The organism is Boseongicola sp. (assembly GCA_014075275.1).
In the GTDB taxonomy this organism is placed as follows: Bacteria; Pseudomonadota; Alphaproteobacteria; order Rhodobacterales; family Rhodobacteraceae.
On record CP046179.1, the window covers coordinates 583900 to 602338 of the forward strand.

Genomic DNA, 18439 nt, shown 5'->3' on the forward strand with positions numbered 1-18439 from the left:
ATTGCAGTGACGGGAATTGAAGCATTGCAGAGTATTGCGCGCTATCGCATCCAAAGGTTCTTGCGCTTTATGCGCGCTCTAATAGCACGCTCTTTCTTGGGTAACCCGCCCCGATCAAAAAGGGCGCTTACTCGGTCACCGCGATTTTGGTATATCATACGGCGAAACGGTTCGTATTGCTTTAAAACTTTCTTAACGCGATTTGGGGCGGTAATTGCCTGGAACTCGCGCAGTTGCAGTGGTGTAGCTTTAGCATAAAGTAATGGTAGCGCACGCCAATGCCACGTCAATGCACCGTCGAGACCATCAAGTTCGGGCCCCGGTCGCCCGCCATTGAGCTTGGAAATGACAATGGGAAGGGCGATATGATCGAGCCAGGGGAATAGAGACTGGCAGGCAAGTTCGATCGGAGGTTCGTCACGGATACTGGTCATTACTTCAATCATTAAGTCGTGAAACACGAGAGGGTCTTTGTAGTAAAACCAACCGGCGTTGAAATATAAATAACGCTCCCAATGTTCGTCGGGTTGGGTCAGGTCCAAAGTCGGCTCGAAAGCGACGTTGAACCTATCATAAAGGCATTGCCAGATCTCGGAGTAGCCCGGACCATAAAGTTGAGGTTCGGGCCATGTATTGGAGCGCGCCATCGACGCGGCAGGACGATCAAAATCAAATTGGATCTGATCCAGGGGTCCGGTGATCAGGGTGTCGCTGTCCAGAAACAGGAACGGTTCGTCTTTATCTAATGTTTGCAGGGCTTCGATTTTATTGCCGATGGGATACTGCGCCCCGAAATGGCGAGATTCAAACTGTCGGATCTCGGCACCCAGATTGGTCAGGAATCCTCGCGCGTCAGGATCGGCGATGCCGGGGTTTTCCGGCCAGCGATTGCCAGCCTCTGGTTCAGCAACAATCAATTTCCCTTGGAAGTTCGGTGCCGAGTGCCGCAGCGAAGCCGCCAGGAGCACGGCTTCATACGTTAAGCGGCCGGATTGGGCGACGATCAGGAGGGAAGGGTGCTTGTGGGGCATTTCCGTATGGTTCAGCCGTTTCTCGTCGCTGGGTTTAAAAGATCATATCGCGAGGGTATGGCGGCGCAAACCCTCATTCGGCGGGCCGTCTGGCGCATCAGGCGCGGTGAATGTGCCGATGCGTTTGATGAGCCAGTCCGGTGGGGGTGGCGGAGGGGCGACTTTGGGTGCTTTGAACACTTTCGCAGAGCGTCCAAAGACGCGGGTTAGCATAGTTATGAATGTGTTGGTTTCATCCGCCGGTGGCAGTTCGTTTTGCTGGCCGGTTGAAAACAGTCGTTGAATAAGGCGATCCCGCGTTGGACCGGACTGGATATGCAGGGAAAAACCGGTGCGCAGGCGACCGCCAACTGAGAAAGTGCGTCGGCGATAGGCGGGGATGATGCCCACAAACGGCAATTCGACGCCGACCCAATTCAACTGGTCCAAGTTGGTGTCGCTGTGCATCTGATCAATCTCGACCAATACACCAGAGAGCGAGATATTGACCGTTTCGCCAGTTATTTCCCCGGTTTAGGTTACAATGCGACAGGGTTCGCAAATGGCGAAGCGTTCTTCTGCGCGCGACACCGGCCTGGGCACGGAAATTGTGACAACGATCAGTAATATCAACATGTTGAAGATCGACCAGAAAGCTACAACTGGTAGCAGGCTGGCTTCGGTGACGATGCGTGTGGCGAAGTTTGTGTTGAGGAAAATACCGATCCCGGTCGCGAAAATCAGGCCGAGAGCTACAAGGATGGTGAAGCGATCTTCGTGGGTCAGGCCAGCGTCGCTGCCTTTTGGAGTGACTTTGAAGCTGTGGCCCTTGGGTTTCACGAGCGTCAGCAAAACGACAGGCATCAGGCGGAACGATTGCAAGACCGCTTCGACGGTCGAAGCGATGGGCGAAAATTCTCGGGGGCCAGGAAATTCATGAAGATTAGTGCCGCCATGACGGCTGGAATTTGCAGCGACAATATTTCCGACAACGAAGCGTCTATCAAAGGCGGATATCCGGTGAGCAGGAAGATCGCCGGTGTCGCCATGGCAATGGGTTGGCAGAGGGATTGGCTGAGCCAGTGACTGGGATTGAAAAACAGCCGTTGGAGCGGTGTCATCCCCGGACCGAAGGGGCCGTTTTTGACATAGAGCAGCTGGACGCCGCCCTGGGCCCAACGGGCGCGCTGGACGAAGTAGGCGTCCAGCGTTTCGGGGGCCAGACCGATTGCCAAACGCTCACCCAAATAGCGGGTAATGTATCCAAGGCGCAGGAATGCGAGCGTCAGCAACATGTCTTCGGTGATGGAGTCAGTAGGCATCGCACCGCCTATTTCTTCAAGTGCAGTGCGACGAATGATGCCGTTGGACCCGCAGCAAAACGCGCAATCCCACCCGTCGCGACCGGGTTGGATCACATCAAAGAAAAACCGCTGCTCGTCTGGTAGCGTTGAGCGCATATCCATATTGGTTTGAAGCGGTGTGCTGTTGAAGAAGTGGTGCGGCATCTGGACGATGCCGATCTTGGGGTTGCTGAAAAACCCCATCGCCCGCATAAGCATCTGGTTTTGGGGCACAAAATCGGCATCCAGGATGAGAATGAAGTCGGCATGCGTCTTCTTTACGGCGGCATTGATATTTCCGGCTTTGGCATGGGAATTATCGCTGCGTAGTAGATGATTTACCCCGCGATTGGTGCAGTATTTGGCAAGCCAATCGCGGCGACCATCGTCGAGGACGTGGATGAAAAGTTTGTCCTTTGGCCAATCGAGCGCCAATGCGCCGGCAATGGTTTTTTCCAGCACGTCTTCGGGTTCGTTGTAGGTGGCAATGAAGACATCGACGGTTGGCAATACCTGGGGTGGTGTGCGGCGCAAGCGCGCTTCGTGGACATCAGCTTCGGCGGATCGATTTGTGCGTTTCAGAAGGATGAGATCCAGTTGCAGGGTTTCATACCAGAGCCACAGTTCGGCAAGGAAGACGATCCAGACAAAGGCGCTGCGAAGTGAAATGTCATTTGCCGGAAGCACGGTTTCGAGAATGCGCCAATGTAGGTAGATGACCAAAAGGGTGGTAAATCCAAGCACCATTATGGCCGTGCGCAACGGCGCATTTGGCGACCACTTGGGCATGACCAGCGCCAGAAAGAACAGCAAAAGCGCCGGAACAAGTGACTGGTCCATGGGTTAGCCCGGGCCGCCCGACAGCTTTGCAAAAGCAACATCAATACCGCTGGCTTTGCGCAGGCGACTGATCCAGTTTTCCAGGGGTGCCAAAAAGTCAGATACACGGGGATCGCTAATTTGCACTTCTGCCGTGCGGCCGACATCGCAAAAAGCGGCGCTGACCGCAGGATCGGTCGTGTCGGTGGGGTCCAGTGCAACGAAGACCTTCACGCCACCGTTTTCATGAGGTTCCAGCACAGCGGCGTCGACAGCGGATTGTGCCGATCCCAGTGCTTCGGCATGACGAGAAATGACGCGGGCATGAAAAACGTCGGTGCTGCCGCGCAATTGAACCTCGGCCAATGTGCCTGCCGGGATGCTTTCAAAGGCGCGCTCGGAAAACACCACCTCGAGAAAGCGGCGTTCGCAATCCAGCACCTGCATGATGTCAGAGCCAAGTGTTATGCTACTGCCAGCGGCGGCGGAGGCAGTCCAAACCACGCCGTTGGTGCGGGAAACCGGGCGAAACCTGTCGGTATTCTGTTGATCCGAAACAAGAATTTCCCGATGGGTTTGCCAACCCGATAGATCGCCCTGCGCCGAACGGCGGCGGGTGCGGACATCGGCTAAAGTGCGCAACATATCATCGATGCGGTCAAACCCCTCGGCACGGCGACCGGTGCCAGCGGGTGAAGGAAAGCTGTTTGAGATAGCCTCAAGCTCGATCTCGAGGGCGGAAATTGTTGCGTCCTGCACTGCAACTTGTGCTGCTAAACTTTCAAGCGCGAAGGTTGCGGTTACCAGTTTTTCGCGGGTCACTGCGCCGCGTTCTGCCAAGGTTTCCAGCCGCGCTTTTTCGCTTTCGGAGCGCTGCCGCTGGTTCACGCGCATTCGACGTAATGCCCGCGCTTCATCCAGTTTGGCATTCAAGAACCGAACTTCTATGCCACGTTCGATATCGGCGCGGGCGCGCAGGGTTGAGATGGTCGTTTCCAACGCCGCCTCCTCGGCCTGAAGCGCGGCGATTTTGACTTGTGTTGATAGGATTTGACCATCCAGCCGGGCAATGTCCGGGGCGGCATCGAATGTCTTTTCGATATCCAAAAGAACCTTCTGACGAGTCACCGGCGACGAAATACCGTTGGTGGCCATGACGATGCGGCCATTGATTGGTGCGCGCACGGTGACCACCGGTGCATTGACGACCGCGAACGTCGATACGAACCCTGTGGCGCTTGGCCATAGAAGTTGGAAAACGGCCACCAGCACGAAAATCGCAGTTGCAATGCGAAGTTTACGGCTTCCTAACATCCATCACCAAATCCCGAGTGCATATGCATCCGAATTAGGCCGATAATGTTGATTTAAGCCAAATTTACCGCCGGATTCCTGCCCTGAAAGACGATAAATGTTTAGGATTTAGCGAAATTTATCGCTGGTCATATTGCGCAACGGGTGTGCCAGCGAGGGCAGATATGTTCAAAAGCCCGCGCGCTGTAATGGACGGCGTGACGATATGTGCGCAGTTGCCCATGCCCATCAGGATCGGCCCCACTTCCAGCCCGCCAGCCTTCATTTTCAGGATATTGCGCACGCCTGAGGCAGAATCTGTATTGGCGAAGACCAGCACATTTGCCGGTTCGTCAAAACGCGCGCGTGGCATTATGCGAGCGCGAAGTTTTGGATCGAGCGCTGCATCGGCGTGCATTTCGCCTTCGTAATCGAAGGGGCGCGGTTCGCTGTCCAAAATGTCCATCGCGGCCCGCATGGTCCGTCCGGATTCGCAGTCGAGATTGCCGAACTGGGAATGAGAGCAAAGAGCAATTTTGGGGCGAACGCCGAAGCGCAGAGTATGACGTGCGGCTGCGATGACGACATTGGCTATTTGCTGAGGTGTCGGTTCGGGATGTACCTGCGTGTCGGCGACAAATAGTGGTGCGTCTTCGGTGATCATCAAGCTGAGCGCGCCAATCGGGTGAAGACCTTTGTCCTTGCCCAACACTTCGTTGATATATTTCAGATGCCAAAGGTACTGGCCAAAGGTGCCGCAGATCAGGCTGTCTGCTTCCCCGCGCTGGACCATAACCGAGGCAATAGCGGTTGTATTCGTGCGCATGATTGCGCGGGCCAGATCCGGAGTAACGCCGTGGCGTTCCATTAGGCTGTGGTATGTCTCCCAATACTCGCGATAGCGCGGATCGTTCTCGGGATTGACGACTTCGAAATCGACGCCCGCGTGAATTGGCAGACCGATGCGCTCAATCCGGCTTTCAATGACATCAGGGCGGCCAATCAGGATTGGCTTGTCGATGGTTTCTTCCAGCATAGCGTTGGCGGCACGAAGAACGCGGTCATCTTCGCCTTCAGCAAAGACGATCTGGCGCTGGGCGGTTGCGGCGGCTTCGAATACAGGTCGCATGATAAGAGCTGAGCGGAAGACGGAACCGTCGAGTTTTTGTTTGTAGGCTTCGAAATCCTCCACGGGACGCAATGCAACGCCTGTGTCCATCGCGGCTTTGGCAACCGCAGAGGCAACGACACCCATCAAACGCGGATCAAATGGTTTCGGAATAAGATAGTCTGCGCCGAAAGTCAGTTGCTCGCCTTTATAGGCGGCGGCGGCTTCGGCACTGGTTGTCGCGCGGGCAAGCTGGGCAATGCCGTCGATGCACGCAAGTTTCATTTCATCGTTAATCTCGGTTGCGTTGATGTCGAGCGCACCCCGGAAGATGAAAGGGAAGCACAGCACGTTGTTGACCTGGTTGGGAAAATCCGAACGGCCAGTGGCGATGATTGCATCCGGAGCAACCTCGCGTGCGGCATCGGGCATAATTTCCGGTGTGGGATTTGCCAGAGCGAAAATGATCGGCTGAGACGTCATTTTCGCCACCATTTCGGGGGTCAGAACACCGGGGCCGGAAAGCCCCAGGAACATGTCTGCGCCCTCGATGACGTCGGCAAGTGAGCGTGGCCCACCCGGCTGCGCATACTCGGCTTTTTGAGGGGTCATGTCGCTTTCGCGACCCTCATAGACCAGCCCTTCGATGTCGACGAGCCAGACGTTTTCGCGCTTAACGCCCAGTTTCAGGAGCATATTCAGGCAGGCAATACCCGCGGCGCCGCCGCCGGTTGATACCACTTTGATGTCTTTGAAATCTTTGCCTGCCACATGCAAGGCGTTGGTTGCCGCGGCCCCAACGACAATAGCGGTTCCATGTTGGTCATCGTGAAATACAGGGATGTTCATGCGTTCGCGGCAGAGCTTTTCAACGATGAAGCAATCCGGTGCCTTGATGTCTTCAAGGTTAATGGCGCCAAAGGTCGGCTCTAGGGCGCATACGATGTCGGCAACTTTCTCGGGGTCGGCTTCGTTCAGCTCTATATCGAAGCAGTCGATGTTGGCGAATTTTTTGAACAGAACGGCCTTGCCCTCCATGACTGGCTTTGAGGCCAGTCCGCCGATATTGCCAAGGCCCAGAACCGCAGTTCCGTTGGTCACGACCGCAACAAGATTGCCGCGCGAGGTGTATAGGTTGGCCGTCATAGGGTCGGCTTTGATTTCAAGGCAGGCTTCGGCGACACCCGGAGAATAAGCGCGGGATAGGTCATGGCCGTTTGCCAAGGGTTTGGTTGCCCTGATTTCCAGTTTTCCTGGTTTAGGATGAGCGTGATAGTCCAGAGCCTCCTGGCGTAGTGCCGATTGTCTTGGATCGCTGGTCATCCCTGTCACTCCCATATTGTTTAACGCTAAACTAAATTTGGGCGTGGCCAGTAATTCAGTCTGAAATGCGTATTTTTATCAGTTTGCTGTGTCGCGGCGGGAAGAGCAAGCGCGGTTATTCATTGGTCGCTGGATTGCAGTGATTGGCAGCAGATTACATCTTGCCGCCCCTTGCCATTGCCGCGCCCATTCGGCACCCTGAACCGAGACCAAAAGGATTGCCCAATGAGCCTGATTGATGACGCTGCCAAGGTGCGACAGAATGCTTATGCACCGTATTCAAAGTTCAAAGTTGGGGCGGCGTTAAAGACGGCCTCGGGGCAAGTATTTGTTGGGTGCAACGTCGAAAATGCAGCCTATCCCGAGGGGACCTGTGCCGAAGCTGGAGCAATTGCCGCTATGGTGGCTGGGGGTGAAACCACATTTACTGAGGTTGCGGTTATCGCGGACAGTCCCCGTCCGGTGGCACCCTGTGGTGGGTGCCGTCAAAAACTGGCGGAGTTTGCAGCCAAAGGTGCGCGGGTGACGATGGGCACTGTTGATGGTGTGCGCCAGGACATGGCCGTGGCGGATTTACTGCCTGGTGCGTTTGAGGCTGGCGACATGGACAACGTCTGAGAATGGACGCGCGTACGATCATTACCAAAGTTCGCGACCGGGGTGAGCCAACCCAGGCGGAATTGAGCTGGTTCGCCAAAGGGTTATCTACTGGCGGGGTTTCAGACGCTCAGGCCGGGGCATTTGCAATGGCGGTTTGCGTTCAGGGATTGTCTGAGGAAGCACGAGTCGCCTTGACGTTGGCGATGCGTGACTCGGGCGATGTGCTGACCTGGGATTTGCCGGGGCCGGTGGTTGATAAGCATTCTACAGGCGGTATCGGTGACTGTGTGTCGTTGATTCTGGCGCCGATGTTGGCTGCGTGCGGTGTTTATGTTCCGATGATCTCGGGCCGGGGGCTTGGGCACACTGGCGGGACGCTGGACAAGTTGGAAGCCATTCCCGGTGTTTCGACTGATGTGGATGAAACGAAATTTCGAAAGATCGCACGGGACGTTGGTTGCGCCATTGTTTCGGCGAACGCTGATATCGCCCCGGCGGACCGACGTCTTTATGCTGTGCGGGATGTGACGTCGACTGTCGAAAGCATCGATTTAATTACCGCTTCAATTTTATCGAAGAAACTTGCAGCCGGGCTTTTCGGCTTAATGTCGGATGTGAAAGTCGGTTCGGGCGCGTTCATGACGACAGTCGAGGAAGCCCGTGCCTTGGCGACCTCTTTGGTGAGCGTTGCAAATGGAGCCGGATGCAAATCGGCTGCGTTGATTACGGATATGAGCCAACCTTTGGCTTCAGCTGCCGGGAACGCGCTTGAAATGGTTGAGGTCATGGAGGCTCTGACAGCGCCAAAAAACTCGCGCCTTATTGAGTTGTCGTTGACCCTTGGGGCGGAGCTGTTGGTTCTTGCGAATGTTGAAGCTGACGTAGCCAAGGCGGCGATGAAGTTGCGGGACACGTTGGAAAGCGGACAAGCTACTGAAAAATTTGATGAAATGGTGGCTGCTCTTGGTGGGCCTTCGGCGTTCAGTGGCCAATGGCGGCAACGGCTGCCCGAAGCAAATGTTATCCGTGACATTGAAAGCCCTGGGTCGGGGCAGATTGCGTCAATTGATGGCAAAGCCATTGGGATGGCGGTTGTCCACATGGGCGGCGGTCGGCTGAAGGGCGGCGAGCGAATTGACCCGTCCGTTGGGTTTTCGGAGATCGTTGATCTGGGCACCAGCGTTGAAAAGGGCCAACCATTGGCGCGGTTGCATGCCGCCAGCGCGCGTGCCGCCGCAGATGCCGAAAAAGCATTTCTGGGCGCGATTGGGTTTGGCGAAATAGGGGAAGTTAGCCCTTTGATCTGGGAGAAAATAGGCTGATGCCGCGCGCTTTTTTGATCGTTTTGGATAGCGCCGGGATCGGGGGCGCACCGGATGCGGACAAGTTCTTTAATCAGGAAAAGCCTGATACCGGTTCTAACACCGTAGGGCATATTGCCGAGGATTGTTGGAACGGTATTGCCGAAGACGGTCGTAGCGGCCCGTTGAATGTGCCGAACCTGTCAAAACTTGGATTGGGGCAGGCCATCGAATTGGCGTCGGGGCAGGCTTTGCCCGGATTTAGCGATAGTGCAGAGGGGCTTTGGGGCGCGGCAACTGAAGTGTCGCTGGGCAAGGATACTCCGTCAGGACATTGGGAGTTGGCAGGCGTGCCAGTGCCCTGGGATTGGACGTATTTTCCAAAGGCGACACCGACATTTCCGCCAGATGTGACTGAGGCCGCCATTCGGTTTGCAGTTACAGGTGGCATATTGGGGAATTGTCATGCCTCTGGAATCGCTATCATTGAAGAGTTGGGGGCCGAGCACCTGCGGACCGGTTGGCCGATCTGCTATACGTCGGTGGACAGTGTCTTTCAGATTGCGGCCCATGAAGAACGCTTTGGTCTGGATCGCCTGTTGGATATGTGTCGCAATCTGGCGCCGATGCTGCATGACATGAAAGTCGGGCGGGTGATTGCGCGCCCATTTCTTGGCGAACCCGGCACGTTTGAGCGAACAATCAACCGCAAGGACTTTGCCATTGCGCCGCCGTCGCCGACCTTGTGCGATTGGGTGTCAGGGGCAGGGCGCAAGGTTTATGCTGTTGGCAAAATCGGCGACATCTTTTCGATGCGTGGCATTGATGAGAATAAGAAAGGCCGGGATGCCGACCTGATGGAGCATCTTCTTGATTATGTCGGAAGCGCCGAAGATGGCAGCCTTACATTCGCGAACTTTGTCGAGTTTGATACGCAATATGGCCATCGCCGCGATGTTTCAGGCTATGCGCGGGCGCTGGAGTGGTTCGATACTCAGGTGCCGCGCCTGCGTGCTGCGATGCGTCCAGATGACCTGATGATCTTTACAGCAGATCATGGCAACGACCCTAGTTGGATCGGCACCGATCACACCCGCGAACGTGTTCCGGTTTTGGGAATGGGCGCGGGTATCAAGGATGCTGGTCAGATTGGGTTTGTCGATGTTGCGGCTTCTATTGCGGCGCATCTTTCGGTTCCGTCGATCGGGCCGGGAAGGAGTTTTCTGTGAGTTTCAGTTCGTTGCCTAAAGTCGAGCTTCATCTGCATCTTGAAGGCGCTGCGCCGCCTGCTTTCATTCGGGGTCTGGCGTCAGAAAAGAGTGTCGATCTTTCGGGCATTTTCGATGAGCGCGGCGCCTATAAATACAAGGATTTCTGGGACTTTTTGCGGGTTTATGAGGCGGCAACGTCTGTATTGAATTCGCCGGAAGACTTTGCCCGCCTGACGACTGCCGTCTTGGAGGAATGTGCTGCCAACGGGGTGGTTTATGCCGAAACGTTTCTAAGTCCTGATTTTTGCGGCGGGCGCGATGTTGGGGCCTGGAAAGAATATCTGGCGGCCATTCAAGAGGCGGCGGATGCGGCCGAGGCGAAAGATGGCATAGTGTTGCGTGGGATCGTTACGTGCATTCGCCATTTTGGACCTGACAAGGCGCGCGAGACGGCCATTTGTGCCGCTGAGACCGCCGGGGATTGGATTGTAGGCTATGGCATTGGCGGAGATGAGACCTCTGGCAAGTTGAGCGATTTTTCATGGGGTTATGAATGCGCCAAAGAGGCCGGTTTGCGTTTGACTGCCCATGCGGGCGAATGGGGTGGACCTGAAAGCGTTCGCGACGCGATTGATGATTTGCACGTCGAGCGAGTTGGACACGGTGTTCGGGCAATTGAAGACCCGGCTTTGGTGGATCGGATTGCCGAGGACGGCATCGTTCTGGAGGTGTGTCCGGGATCAAACGTGGTTCTAGGCGTTTATCCGACGTGGCGGGATCATCCGATTGAGCGGCTTAGAGGTGCCGGATGCAAAGTTACGGTATCTACCGATGATCCGCCGTTTTTCCACACGACAATGAATAACGAATATGACCGGTTGGCCGACACATTTGATTGGGACGAGAGCGTTTTTAACGAGATCGCTGTTGAAAGTGCCAACGCTGCCTTTTGTGACGCAGACACAAGATCGGCCATCCTGAAAAAACTGGAGACTTAAATGGACCAACATCTGACAGTCGTTGACCATCCGCTGGTACAGCACAAGCTGACGCTTATGCGCGACAAGAACACGTCGACGGCGGTGTTTCGTCAATTGCTGCGCGAGATTAGTCATCTACTGGCCTATGAGGTGACTCGCGAATTGTCGATGACGACGCGCCAGATCGAGACACCACTGATGGCGATGGACGCGCCGGTTCTGGATGGCCGCAAGTTGGCACTTGTATCAATTTTGCGGGCCGGGAACGGGTTGTTGGACGGGATGCTGGATCTGATCCCATCGGCGCGGGTTGGATTTGTCGGCCTTTATCGGGACGAGGAAACGCTGCGCCCTGTACAATATTACTGCAAACTTCCGGGCGAACTGCCGGACAGGTTGGTTATTGCCGTTGATCCAATGCTGGCGACTGGTAACAGTTCGGCCGCGGCGATTGATCTGATCAAAGAGCAAGGCGCAACCGACATCCGGTTTCTGTGTTTGCTGGCAGCACCTGAAGGGGTTGCTCGGATGAAAGAAGCGCATCCCGATGTGCCGGTTGTGACGGCTGCCTTGGACGAGCGGTTGAACGAGCTTGGCTATATTGTGCCGGGGCTTGGTGATGCAGGAGACAGGATGTTCGGCACGAAATAGTGCGCAGAACCATTTTACAGAGATCGCACGTCAGTCCATCCTGACCACAACATATTGGCATTGAGGGCAGACATGCGCACATATCTGGCAGTAATTTCGGCTGTGGCCATGGTAACGGCAACGACAACCCAGGCAGCGAATGCCCCGGCAGAATTGCCGCCCGCAGGCTACAAAAGCGTGGGCTTTGTTGACAGTCAAGGCTGTGCATTTGCCAAGACCGAGTTGAATGGTGAAGTCGTCTGGGCACCGCGATTGAGCGCCGCTCGCCAACAAATCTGCGATGAGACGCCGACATTTGCCAAGGCGAATGAGCGGCTTGTGGTCAGTCAACCTGTGCCTGTCAGCGTCGCGCCAAAGCGCAGTATTGCGAAAGCTCCGATGACTTCTGTACCAAAAAGCGCCCCAACCGGATATCGCAAAGTTTGGAGTGACGATCGGTTGAACAAAAATCGTGGCCCACAAACAGCGGCGGGTGATGCTGCGATGGCACGGGTTTGGTCAACCGACGCGCCTATGGTGTGGACGGGCAATTAACTTTCGCAGATGTGCTGAAGGGCAATCCACGCGCTGTCTGACAAGAGCGGCTGCGGGTCATTGATCCCGGCGTTTTCTTCCAGAATTTCCTGATCTGCGTCAGATAGCCCAGCAACCTCACTGTATTCTATGGGTGAAGTCTGCGCCCCGGTGAACTTATTGGCCAATTGGCGAATTGGAACAGCTGCTGGGGTTGATGCCACCAGTTTTTCAGCGTGGCGCACCAACGCAGTGTCTGGCAGCGTTCCTTTCGTTAGGAGCTGAAGAGCTGCGATTATTCCGGCGTCGTGCATCATTCGCTCAAAAGGGTCTTGAGCAGAAATTCGAAGATCTTCGGCAAGGATAAAACCTGCGAGAACATCAGGAGTTTCGAAGTCCTCAACAAGGGTGTGACTAATTAAAATAATGTCGCCAGGAAGATGTTGGGTGGTTCGAACCGCAGATGGCAGGACATGGAGCGTTGGCGGGCGGGACGGGAAAAGACGGGTCTGGAATTCACGCAGAGCCGCTCGACCAGATGGATCAAGGCATGGTGCCCCGGTAAGACGTTCGACGTTTTCCATCAGATCGGCACCCGCCTGTTTGCGGGCCGCTTCGGGCACGATGGCTGCTGTGTAACGCGCCAAGGCGCCTGGAAGCCAAAGCGTTGATAGAAGCACAATGGTCGCCAGAACGCTGATGGTAATCAAGGCGCGCAACCGCCCGGGATGGGCACCCTTTCGCCGGATTGCCCGCAAGACCTTGCGCAAGGCGTCCACCATGGTTTCGTCGGCGATCTCTAATGTTTCGGGTGCGTCGTCTCCGGGAGAGAATAGTGCTGGTCGCTCGCCGGGGTTAAGGCGTTTGACCGCCGGCAGCGACCAATGGGCAAGGGCGACTTCGTTAAGATCGGTGATTGTCAGTGTTGCGTCGCCAATGGCCACAATTACATCGCGTCGTTGGGCGTCAGCGTCGGCGCGCCATATGCCTTCGGCTTCAAGCCGCTGGTATTTATCTAACACCGTCACCTGATTTGCTCTGCCTGCCCCGTGCGTTTTGATTATTGCGTCAAGACTAGCTGATCCGACGAACACTCACAATTGCCGGGGCTTGCAGTTGAGGCGCGTTCGCGAACAGATAGGGCATGATCATTTAGCCAGGCCGCAAATTTATATTTATCTGTCCGTCGTCAGGGTTTTGGGAACCAAGAGTTGCTTAAACAAGTAAAGAGTTTGGCTCGTCTGGTTGATGTTATTATGCGGCGCGCTGTCTGTGATGCAAGCGCCGCGCTTCGAGCGTCTTTCGTTTGATCCTTTCCCGTTGTCTTAGAATGGCTTTGTCACGCCCGAAGTAGACGTCGGCGGGTGTGACGTTGTTCAGGCTCTCGTGGTAGCGCTTGTGATTGTAGTGATCGACGAAGGCTTCGATCTGGGTTTCGAGGTCTCCCGGAAGGAAGTAGTTCTCCAATAGGATGCGGTTCTTCAGGGTTTGATGCCACCTCTCGATCTTGCCCTGTGTCTGGGGATGATATGGTGCGCCCCGAGAATGCTTCATGCCTTTGTCCTGCAGCCATTCAGCCAGATCGCCAGAGACGTAACTGGACCCGTTGTCGCTGAGGAGGCGGGGTTTGTGGATGACGTGAACCTGATCGCACCCTGATGCTTGTAGCGCCAAATCCAGGGTGTCCGTCACGTCCTCTGCCCGCATGTTCGTGCAGAGTTTCCACGAGATGATGTAGCGGCTGTAGTCGTCCAGGATTGTGCTGAGATAGAACCAGCCCCAGCCAAGCACTTTGAGATAGGTGAAGTCGGTTTGCCAAAGCTGGTTGATCGCAGTGGTCTTGTCTTTGAACTCGTTTGCCGCCTTGAGCACGATAAAGGCCGGGCTGGTGATCAGATCGTGGGCCTTCAGGGCCCGATAGACTGAAGATTCCGAGACGAAGTAGCGCTCCCGATCCGTGAACGTCACTGCCAGTTCGCGCGGCGACAGCTCCGTCTCCTGCAGCGCCAGCTTGACGACCTTGCGCCGGACTTCGTCGGGGATGCGGTTCCAGACATGTCTGGGCTTAGGCGCTTGATCCACAAGGCCAGCGTCGCCGCGCTGCCGATACCGATCATACCAACGGTAAAATGTGGTGCGGGGGATGCCCAGCTTTGCCAATGTTCGACGAGCAGACAAATGCGACCCCTCAACAAGCCGGATGATCTCCAACTTCTCAGATGCAGCATACCTCATTCTTGGTCGCCCCCACCGCCGGTCATGCTTTTTTTGAGAAGACGCAGTTCCAGTGTTTGCTCGGCAACGACCTCCTTCAGGTCTCGGGCTTCGCGGCGCAGGTCCTTGACTTCGTCGGTCGTAGCCGCACGCGCCGTATCTCCAGCAAGCCGCCGTTTGCCAGCTTCCATGAAGTCCTTGGACCATTTGTAGTAGATACCTTGAGATATTCCCTCACGACGGCACAACTCAGCAATGCTGTCTTCGCCACGCAAGCCATCCAGCACGATCCGGATCTTCTCTTCTGACGAATACTGTTTGCGCGTCGCGCGCTTGATCTCTTTGACGATCTTCTCGCCGGGGCTCCTGCGAGTTCCAGTTGTCTGTCTCATGTCCCACTCCTCAGTGGTTACGATGAGCCAACAACTCTCTCTTATCAAATTAACCTAATTGGACCCATAGGCGCTGACTTCAGACAGTTCGAAACAAGAGGCGAATTTCCTTGATGGCAAGGCGTCTGATGTCTTGGAAGTTGATATCAGCTTTCGAGAACCGGTTGATTCAATTCAAGTTGTAAAATTTGCTGAAACCGGCGGCGAGGTTAGAGCGTACTCGCTCCTTGATTTGCTGGCCGAGAAGCTGCGAGCACTGCTTCAACAGGAAGTTAGAAACCGCTACAGGCGGCAGGACATCTACGACGTCGATGCGTTGCTCGCGAAATTCTCACTGGATGACGATGAAAAGCTAAAACTACACAGCTTGCTAATTGAAAAGTGCCACGCGCGCGATATCCATCCCGCTTCAAACTCACTGTCCAACCCAGAAATCGAGCGACGTGCGCGGTCCGAATGGGATACACTCAAGCTGGAGGTCGAAGAACTACCAGACTTTGATGATTGCTTCGCGCGGGTCGATAAGTTCTACCAGTCTCTGCCATGGGCGTAATCGAGCACTATCGATAAGCTGAATTCTGCTTCTGATAGTGGGCGTCCAATTCACCAGACTTCACAAGCTACGCCTTAATCCGCCAAGTAGGGGGCGATAGCTTCCAAACGGCCAATCGGGATGTGGAAACCCAACGCCCTCGGTGCATGCGCGCTGCGAGCAAATGTGAAGCGGGGTAGGGGGTCAGCACGCCGGCGCGTATCTTACGCAGCCGCCAATTACCACGTTACTTTTTGCCCGCAGTAGCCCCTGCTAGTCCCATCGCCGCGCGAGCCTCACGGAGATTGATCGTGGCTTTGATGCCGTGCTTCTCTAGCAGATGTAGTAAGTTCGCGCCGTTGAGTAGAGTGATTGGTTTATCAACGCAAAATTTGTGGGCATCTGGCCCGTAGTCGGCGGTGGTCACAAGGATGCCTCTGCTCGCCCCCTCCGACAAAGTGGTGCCATAAAGGTCCCTGACAGCTGAGACACCCACTGTCTTGGTGTAGCGTTTGGCCTGAATAACAATCTTTCCGCCGGTAATAGGGTCCGGATCGTACGCTATGGCGTCGACGCCACCATCACTACTGGATTGAGTGACTTTCACTTCACCTCCACGTGAAGCGAACTCTTTTTCGAACAGTTCACGCACGAAGTGTTCGAACTCTTCCCAGTCCATAGCGGCAAGATTTGTTCCGCCGTCATGGTCGATCTCAATGCTCCGGGCATCGACAATACGACGATCGCTCTTATCCATGCGAAGCACGGGAGGAACAGGTGCTAGTCCCGCCAAACTAGCCGCAGAAACACCCTTAAGAGTCTTGAAACATGCTTTGGGTTCGATGCGCTCTAGGTTAATTGCTAGGAACTCCTCTCGGCCTACAAGTACGGACATAATGACTGCTTCGACGTTGTTTCCAGTGGCCTTGTTGATTGTGTTGGTAACTCCATTAAAGGCTATATTCTGGAAGTGACCGGGGGTGTCGGCTTCGAAGAGTTCATGGATCGTACGAAGACAAATCTGGTAACAGACATCGTCAAAAAGTTCCCGTGCCTCCTTCTGGCTAATCGACGTCTCTTTTAGTTCACCGGTTGTAGACACGAAACGAACCGTCTTCGCCAAGGGGAGTTGCTCAGGATCGGGTAATTGGTACTCGATCACCATCGTGCGTTCTTCCGGGTTATAGGCGAGCTCGTAATCCTTTTGAATGAGATCCGGATACGACGAAGCATCCAATACCAAACTTGCATGCTCAATGACGGCTTCTGGGTCACCGTCTACCCAAGCAGTCTGCAGACGGTCGACATCCGCATTGCTCTCGCGTTGCCGAGCCTCGTACTTTGCATTCTGGGTTTGCAGTTCAGCGTCAAACTCTAAGCGTCGATTCGCCCACTCATTAAGTTTCCTCTTGTATTCATCCTGTTTCTGCCGATTTGCCGCTCGGATCTTCTTACAGCGCTCAGCATGCTCCGACTCTTTCCTTTTCGCGCCGCCGAACAGACGGTCAAAGAAACCGACTTGCGGTTCTGCTGGAAGTGGTTCGTCCTTGGGTTTGCCCGGAGGCGCTGCAAATGGCGGAACTTTGAAAGGCTCGTGGGACTTCAAAACGTCCCAGTCCACAGTATCGTCGTGGTTCAAAGTTGCTCCTAGGATGCTCCTTAGTTCGTCACGCCTAGCGCCCGCTTCAGCCTCCATATCCGCAGCAAGTTCCTTGCCCGCTTCACGCTGGTTCCGTGCCTGCAGATCAAGGTGCTTTTTGTCCCACGACGCCATGAGGGCATCGACTTTGTTTTGTAATATGTCGAGTTCTGGTGCACTGAGTTCCTTATGTAAATTCAGCACTTTATGCCTGAAGTCTATGAAATAACGTAGAATTCGTGTGCCTTGGGCATTCCACTTCGCCCCGAGAGTACCGATTATGATGTTTTCCAGATTATTGGAGTGAACGTTAATCTCTTCCATGGCCCCGTTTAAAAAACCTCTTTCGAAAATCAGACTTTATGTTGAATAGGACTATGCCCAAGGTGCGCCGGTTCTCCAAGTTTCTTAATCTACACATACTCATCAGCGAAGATATATAGAATTACCCATTGGCCACTCGGGCTTACATGAGCGAAAGCACCGCAGGCTACGTAATCAAGCCGCGGCCACTATAAAACTTACCATGAGTTATTGACTCCATAAAAACTCATGGTAAGTTCTGTGTATGAATTCTGAGCCTACATTTACCAGCGCTGAGATAGCTGACTTGGCGGATTTGGATGCCAAGACAATCCAGAATTGGTCAAGCCGCTTTGGTATGGGTGCGACCGAGGGCGGTAAGGGTAAGCACCGTCTTTTCAGTTTTCCCGAAGCTGTCCTTTTCGCGCTGATGAAAGTTCTTGTCAGGGAATTCATGTTAGGCCCGGAGGCCGCACTTCGCTTCGCTGAAATTGTTACACACACGGGGTCTGGACAGTCAGGGTGGGGTGAAAAACTATCAGGGCCGGTGAGAAAGCCGATGCTCCCTTTTCATTATCGGTATGGCACGACGTTTCTTATGATCACTCCCAACGTCGCATTGGTTCGTCCATTTGAGAGTTCGCCGCAAGAGTTCTTCGGTGGTCACGTCTTGGCGGTCAATATCACACAGATTTTCCAGCAGGTTTGTTCGCGTCTAAGTTGGAACGCGCAAGAGATTCTTGATGCGGCCTACCCGCATGATGCTGGGGCAGCCGACATCATTGATGTTGAGAACAGCAGCCACAACACTGGGGATAGCAATGCCTCGTCCTAACGTCCCGCATCCAAAAGATGTCATTGCGATTGCCAAGGGTCTCCTAGCAGAAGGAATTACCACAGGCAAAATCCGATGCGCGGACGGGACTGAAATCCATTGGAGTCAGGACGGTTCCGACTTGTCCGAATTGACCCCATTGGAAAAATGGAGGGGGACGCGCAATGCAACTACCTAGGGGTGTCCACCGGGTGCGGCGCAAGCTGGCAAACGGCAGAAGTCGCTTTCACTTCTATGCTTGGCGGAGAGGTCCAAAGTTTTGGGAGGACGAGAAGCGAAATCCAAGCGACCCTGACTTCTTTATTGCGTTCGCTGAAGCCGTCCAACGCCCCACTCCTTCCAAGGTTTTGGTCCCACAGGTAGTGGACGAAT

At 54.7% G+C, this 18439-nt stretch carries 17 protein-coding genes; 8 read left to right on the top strand and 9 right to left on the bottom strand.

Going from position 1 to position 18439, the window contains the following annotated elements; all coding sequences use genetic code 11:
- Window positions 1-41: 41 nt before the first annotated feature.
- The 6 genes from GKR98_02995 to GKR98_03020 all read right to left on the bottom strand — a co-directional run bounded on the left by GKR98_02995 (window position 42) and on the right by GKR98_03020 (window position 6896).
- On the bottom strand, window positions 42-1031 hold the full coding sequence (locus tag GKR98_02995) for a hypothetical protein (protein ID QMU57264.1): 990 nt from the start codon (window positions 1029-1031) through the stop codon (window positions 42-44).
- 42 nt (window positions 1032-1073) lie between these two features.
- Complete coding sequence (locus GKR98_03000; protein QMU57265.1) at window positions 1074-1496, bottom strand: hypothetical protein; 423 nt, start codon at window positions 1494-1496, stop codon at window positions 1074-1076.
- Between the two features lie 48 nt (window positions 1497-1544).
- Window positions 1545-1874, bottom strand: coding sequence for a hypothetical protein (locus GKR98_03005; GenBank protein ID QMU57266.1), 330 nt, complete (start codon window positions 1872-1874; stop codon window positions 1545-1547).
- Entirely contained in the window at window positions 1874-3193 is a 1320-nt protein-coding gene (locus tag GKR98_03010) for a glycosyltransferase (protein ID QMU57267.1), read from the bottom strand. Before GKR98_03010 ends, GKR98_03005 begins: the two co-directional genes overlap by 1 nt.
- Before the next feature lie 3 nt (window positions 3194-3196).
- On the bottom strand, window positions 3197-4486 hold the full coding sequence (locus tag GKR98_03015; GenBank protein QMU57268.1) for a hypothetical protein: 1290 nt from the start codon (window positions 4484-4486) through the stop codon (window positions 3197-3199).
- Window positions 4487-4604: 118 nt separating this feature from the next.
- Window positions 4605-6896 carry an NADP-dependent malic enzyme gene (locus tag GKR98_03020; protein ID QMU57269.1) on the bottom strand — a complete coding sequence of 764 codons (2292 nt, stop codon included), beginning with the start codon at window positions 6894-6896 and terminating at the stop codon, window positions 4605-4607.
- A gap of 225 nt (window positions 6897-7121) precedes the next feature.
- Here GKR98_03020 and GKR98_03025 point away from each other — a divergent pair, with 225 nt between their 5' ends.
- From GKR98_03025 to GKR98_03050, 6 genes are all read left to right on the top strand, one after another.
- Window positions 7122-7514, top strand: coding sequence for a cytidine deaminase (locus GKR98_03025; GenBank protein ID QMU57270.1), 393 nt, complete (start codon window positions 7122-7124; stop codon window positions 7512-7514).
- A 2-nt stretch (window positions 7515-7516) separates the two neighbouring features.
- A complete protein-coding gene (locus GKR98_03030; GenBank protein QMU57271.1) occupies window positions 7517-8818 on the top strand; it encodes a thymidine phosphorylase in 1302 nt (433 codons plus the stop codon).
- The gene (locus tag GKR98_03035) at window positions 8818-10026 is read left to right on the top strand and encodes a phosphopentomutase (protein ID QMU57272.1); all 1209 of its coding nucleotides are present in this window, start codon (window positions 8818-8820) and stop codon (window positions 10024-10026) included. Before GKR98_03030 ends, GKR98_03035 begins: the two co-directional genes overlap by 1 nt.
- A complete protein-coding gene (locus tag GKR98_03040; GenBank protein ID QMU57273.1) occupies window positions 10023-11006 on the top strand; it encodes an adenosine deaminase in 984 nt (327 codons plus the stop codon). The genes GKR98_03035 and GKR98_03040 overlap by 4 nt, the downstream gene beginning before the upstream one ends.
- Window positions 11007-11639, top strand: a complete 633-nt coding sequence (locus GKR98_03045; protein ID QMU57274.1) for a uracil phosphoribosyltransferase — start codon at window positions 11007-11009, stop codon at window positions 11637-11639.
- Between the two features lie 72 nt (window positions 11640-11711).
- Window positions 11712-12173, top strand: coding sequence for a hypothetical protein (locus GKR98_03050; GenBank protein QMU57275.1), 462 nt, complete (start codon window positions 11712-11714; stop codon window positions 12171-12173).
- On the opposite strand, the gene GKR98_03055 is transcribed toward GKR98_03050, so the two are convergent.
- Together GKR98_03055 and GKR98_03060 are read right to left on the bottom strand one after the other, a co-directional pair.
- Window positions 12170-13180 carry a hypothetical protein gene (locus tag GKR98_03055; GenBank protein QMU57276.1) on the bottom strand — a complete coding sequence of 337 codons (1011 nt, stop codon included), beginning with the start codon at window positions 13178-13180 and terminating at the stop codon, window positions 12170-12172. The genes GKR98_03050 and GKR98_03055 overlap by 4 nt on opposite strands.
- A 226-nt stretch (window positions 13181-13406) precedes the next feature.
- A protein-coding gene (locus tag GKR98_03060) for an IS3 family transposase (GenBank protein ID QMU57277.1) occupies window positions 13407-14758 on the bottom strand; the annotation gives its coding sequence in 2 pieces (ribosomal slippage) (window positions 13407-14420 and window positions 14423-14758; 1350 coding nt in all).
- A 73-nt stretch (window positions 14759-14831) separates the two neighbouring features.
- Here GKR98_03060 and GKR98_03065 point away from each other — a divergent pair.
- A complete protein-coding gene (locus GKR98_03065; protein ID QMU57278.1) occupies window positions 14832-15311 on the top strand; it encodes a hypothetical protein in 480 nt (159 codons plus the stop codon).
- A gap of 226 nt (window positions 15312-15537) precedes the next feature.
- Here GKR98_03065 and GKR98_03070 read toward each other — a convergent pair whose 3' ends face one another.
- Window positions 15538-17253 carry a restriction endonuclease gene (locus GKR98_03070; protein ID QMU57279.1) on the bottom strand — a complete coding sequence of 572 codons (1716 nt, stop codon included), beginning with the start codon at window positions 17251-17253 and terminating at the stop codon, window positions 15538-15540.
- Window positions 17254-17497: 244 nt separating this feature from the next.
- Here GKR98_03070 and GKR98_03075 point away from each other — a divergent pair, with 244 nt between their 5' ends.
- Window positions 17498-18067 (top strand): hypothetical protein, encoded by a 570-nt coding sequence (locus GKR98_03075; protein ID QMU57280.1) that lies wholly within the window; start codon window positions 17498-17500, stop codon window positions 18065-18067.
- Window positions 18068-18439 lie beyond the last annotated feature (372 nt).

What these genes read in the sequence shown, in the direction of transcription:
- GKR98_02995 (QMU57264.1), bottom strand. Translation starts at nt 1,031, where the DNA reads ATGCCCCACAAGCACCCTTCCCTCCTGATCGTCGCCCAATCCGGCCGC.
- GKR98_03005 (QMU57266.1), bottom strand. Translation starts at nt 1,874, where the DNA reads ATGCCTGTCGTTTTGCTGACGCTCGTGAAACCCAAGGGCCACAGCTTC.
- GKR98_03010 (QMU57267.1), bottom strand. Translation starts at nt 3,193, where the DNA reads ATGGACCAGTCACTTGTTCCGGCGCTTTTGCTGTTCTTTCTGGCGCTG.
- GKR98_03015 (QMU57268.1), bottom strand. Translation starts at nt 4,486, where the DNA reads ATGTTAGGAAGCCGTAAACTTCGCATTGCAACTGCGATTTTCGTGCTG.
- GKR98_03020 (QMU57269.1), bottom strand. Translation starts at nt 6,896, where the DNA reads ATGACCAGCGATCCAAGACAATCGGCACTACGCCAGGAGGCTCTGGAC.
- GKR98_03025 (QMU57270.1), top strand. Translation starts at nt 7,122, where the DNA reads ATGAGCCTGATTGATGACGCTGCCAAGGTGCGACAGAATGCTTATGCA.
- GKR98_03030 (QMU57271.1), top strand. Translation starts at nt 7,517, where the DNA reads ATGGACGCGCGTACGATCATTACCAAAGTTCGCGACCGGGGTGAGCCA.
- GKR98_03035 (QMU57272.1), top strand. Translation starts at nt 8,818, where the DNA reads ATGCCGCGCGCTTTTTTGATCGTTTTGGATAGCGCCGGGATCGGGGGC.
- GKR98_03045 (QMU57274.1), top strand. Translation starts at nt 11,007, where the DNA reads ATGGACCAACATCTGACAGTCGTTGACCATCCGCTGGTACAGCACAAG.
- GKR98_03050 (QMU57275.1), top strand. Translation starts at nt 11,712, where the DNA reads ATGCGCACATATCTGGCAGTAATTTCGGCTGTGGCCATGGTAACGGCA.
- GKR98_03070 (QMU57279.1), bottom strand. Translation starts at nt 17,253, where the DNA reads ATGGAAGAGATTAACGTTCACTCCAATAATCTGGAAAACATCATAATC.
- GKR98_03075 (QMU57280.1), top strand. Translation starts at nt 17,498, where the DNA reads ATGAATTCTGAGCCTACATTTACCAGCGCTGAGATAGCTGACTTGGCG.